Source organism: Clostridium sp. (genome assembly GCF_036646415.1).
GTDB lineage: Bacteria > Bacillota > Clostridia > Clostridiales > Clostridiaceae > Clostridium_J.
Genome location: NZ_JAVXMF010000058.1, coordinates 1 through 2,766, shown reverse-complemented (window position 1 = coordinate 2,766; position 2,766 = coordinate 1). Strand labels below are relative to the sequence as shown.

Genomic DNA, 2,766 nt, shown 5'->3' with positions numbered 1-2,766 from the left:
AATATCTTAATTATCACCATTCTTTGGAAGAATACACACTTTATTTTACAAACCCAAAAAGGCCATTAGAATCCATTTATTTGGATTCTAATGGCCTTAACTTTATTATAAATATGTAACTAATTTTAAGACTTGTTATTTTTCTATATTAATTTATTTTAGATATGTTCACTAAATCATATGTTTTCTGAATACTAAAAATAGGAGCATATGATCCTACATTACTTTATTTAATATTCATTTTCATTATACAATACTCAGCAGGCTTACTATTTTCAAAACGTATTAATTTATCATAATATATAAAACCTGATTTCTCGTAAGCTTTTATAGCTCGTGTATTCCAACTAATTACTTTTAAAAATATATCTTTCTTATAGTGTTTTTTCAATATAATCAATTCATTTATACATTTCTTTACAAAATCTTTACCTATTCTATTTCCACATAAATCTGGTCTCAAAGACCACCCAACCCACATATCTTCTTTTATTATTTGACATGATACATATGCAATTATATTATCATTTTCTTCTAAAACAAATTGCTCTATTCCCCAAGAATAACGATCCCCCAAGTAGTCATTCAAATATAAGTCATATATATTATAGGGATTTTCATACCTCCATGAACATATATGTTCTAATATTTCACTATTTAGACTAACTAGTCTACAATTATCTAAATTTATAATTATCTCCCCCTAAAAAATAACACTACTAGCCATTTATAATAATTATTAAGTTAATTATAGCAGAACTTACAGTTCCTAAAGTGTCCACTAAAACAGACATTTAAAATACTATTCTCTAAAAACACATTAAAGCACAGTTAATTTATTTATATGTAACCTATGTTACCGAAATCTTATCCGATAAAATATATAATGAGTACATCAAATGAACATTATAAACTTTAAATAAATCGGAGGTAAATAACATGGAAAATAAAATGTTTTGTTTTCAATGTCAAGAGACAGCAGGATGCACAGGATGTACAAAGTTCGGAGTATGTGGTAAATCACCAGATTTAGCAAGAATGCAAGACTTATTAATATATACAACTAAAGGATTATCAGAGGTTACTACTAGACTTAGAGAAGAAGGAAAGTTAATTGCCCCTGAAGTTAACAACTTAGTAACTATAAACCTATTTACAACAATAACTAATGCAAACTTTGATGATGAAGTATTTTACGAGAGAGTAAAAGAAACTTTAAAAACAAAAGAAAGATTATTAGCTACATTAAAAAACAAAAATAATTTATCAGAGGCGGCTTTATGGAATGCTTCAAATAAATTAGAAATGGATGCTAAAGTTGGATTATTACAAAAGATAAAAGATGCTATATTTGTAAAAGATCAAGTATCAATAGACTCAGTATTAGATGAAAAATCTATAAAGGTAGGCGTTTTAGCTACAAAAGATGAAGACATAAGAAGTTTAAGAGAACTTATAATATACGGATTAAAAGGTATGTCAGCTTATATGAAGCATGCTAATGCATTAGGATATGACAATGAAGAAGTAAATGCATTTATGCAAAGTGCATTAGCTAAGACTTTAGATGATAATCTTACAATTGAAGAACTAATAGAATTAACACTAGAAACAGGTAAGGTTGGAGTAGATGGAATGGCTTTACTTGATAGTGCAAATACTGGAACATATGGGCATCCAGAAATAACTAAAGTTAATATAGGTGTTAGAAATAATCCAGGAATATTAGTATCAGGACATGATTTAAAGGATTTAGAATTATTATTAAAACAAACTGAAGGAACTGGAGTAGATGTATATACGCATTCAGAAATGTTGCCAGCTCACTACTACCCAGCATTTAAAAAATACTCTCATTTTGTAGGGAACTATGGAAATGCTTGGTGGAAACAAAAAGAAGAGTTTGAAAGTTTTAATGGACCAATATTAATGACTACAAACTGTATAGTACCTCCAAAAGATAGTTACAAAGATAGATTATACACAACTGGAGCATCTGGTTTTACTGGATGTACTCATATAAAAGGGAATTCAGAATCAGACAAAGATTTCTCTGTAATAATAGAGCAAGCTAAAAAATGTAAGGCTCCTAAGCAAATAGAAAAAGGTGAAATAATAGGTGGATTTGCACATAATCAAGTATTTGCACTTGCAGATAAAATTGTAGATGCAATAAAAACTGGTGCAATAAAAAGATTCTTTGTAATGGGTGGATGTGACGGAAGAGCTAAGTCAAGAAACTATTATACGGATTTTGCTAAAGCTATCCCAAAGGATACTGTAATTTTAACAGCAGGATGTGCAAAATATAAATATAATAAATTACAATTAGGCGATATAAATGGAATACCAAGAGTTTTAGATGCAGGTCAATGTAATGATTCATATTCATTAGCATTAATAGCTTTAAAACTTAAAGAAGTATTTGAATTAGAAGATATAAATGATTTACCAATATCATTTAATATAGCATGGTATGAACAAAAAGCCGTAATAGTATTACTATCATTATTATACTTAGGGGTTAAGAACATTCACTTAGGACCTACTCTACCAGCATTTTTATCACCAAATGTAGCTAAAGTTTTAGTTGAAAACTTTGGAATCGGTGGTATAACTAATGTTGAAGATGATATAAAGATGTTTTTAGAGCAATAGAATAATTTAAAGGAGCAGAAACTGATTAGCAGTTTCTGCTCCTTTTATATAAGGTTTCTTAAAAAGATGTCCATCCACCATCTGTTTGAACTGTAGCACCTGTCATAT

Annotated in this window: 2 protein-coding genes; one reads left to right on the top strand and one right to left on the bottom strand. The window is 28.7% G+C overall.

Annotation, left to right across the window (positions count from 1 at the left end):
- Positions 1 to 226: 226 nt before the first annotated feature.
- Positions 227 to 637 carry a GNAT family N-acetyltransferase gene (locus RSD37_RS16620; protein WP_346947845.1) on the bottom strand — a complete coding sequence of 137 codons (411 nt, stop codon included), beginning with the start codon at positions 635 to 637 and terminating at the stop codon, positions 227 to 229.
- Positions 638 to 939: 302 nt separating this feature from the next.
- Here RSD37_RS16620 and hcp point away from each other — a divergent pair, with 302 nt between their 5' ends.
- The gene (gene hcp / locus RSD37_RS16615) at positions 940 to 2,658 is read left to right on the top strand and encodes a hydroxylamine reductase (RefSeq protein ID WP_346947844.1); all 1,719 of its coding nucleotides are present in this window, start codon (positions 940 to 942) and stop codon (positions 2,656 to 2,658) included.
- Positions 2,659 to 2,766 lie beyond the last annotated feature (108 nt).

Excerpts from the sequence above, each read along its gene's own strand:
- hcp (WP_346947844.1), top strand. The coding sequence starts at position 940 with ATGGAAAATAAAATGTTTTGTTTTCAATGTCAAGAGACAGCAGGATGC.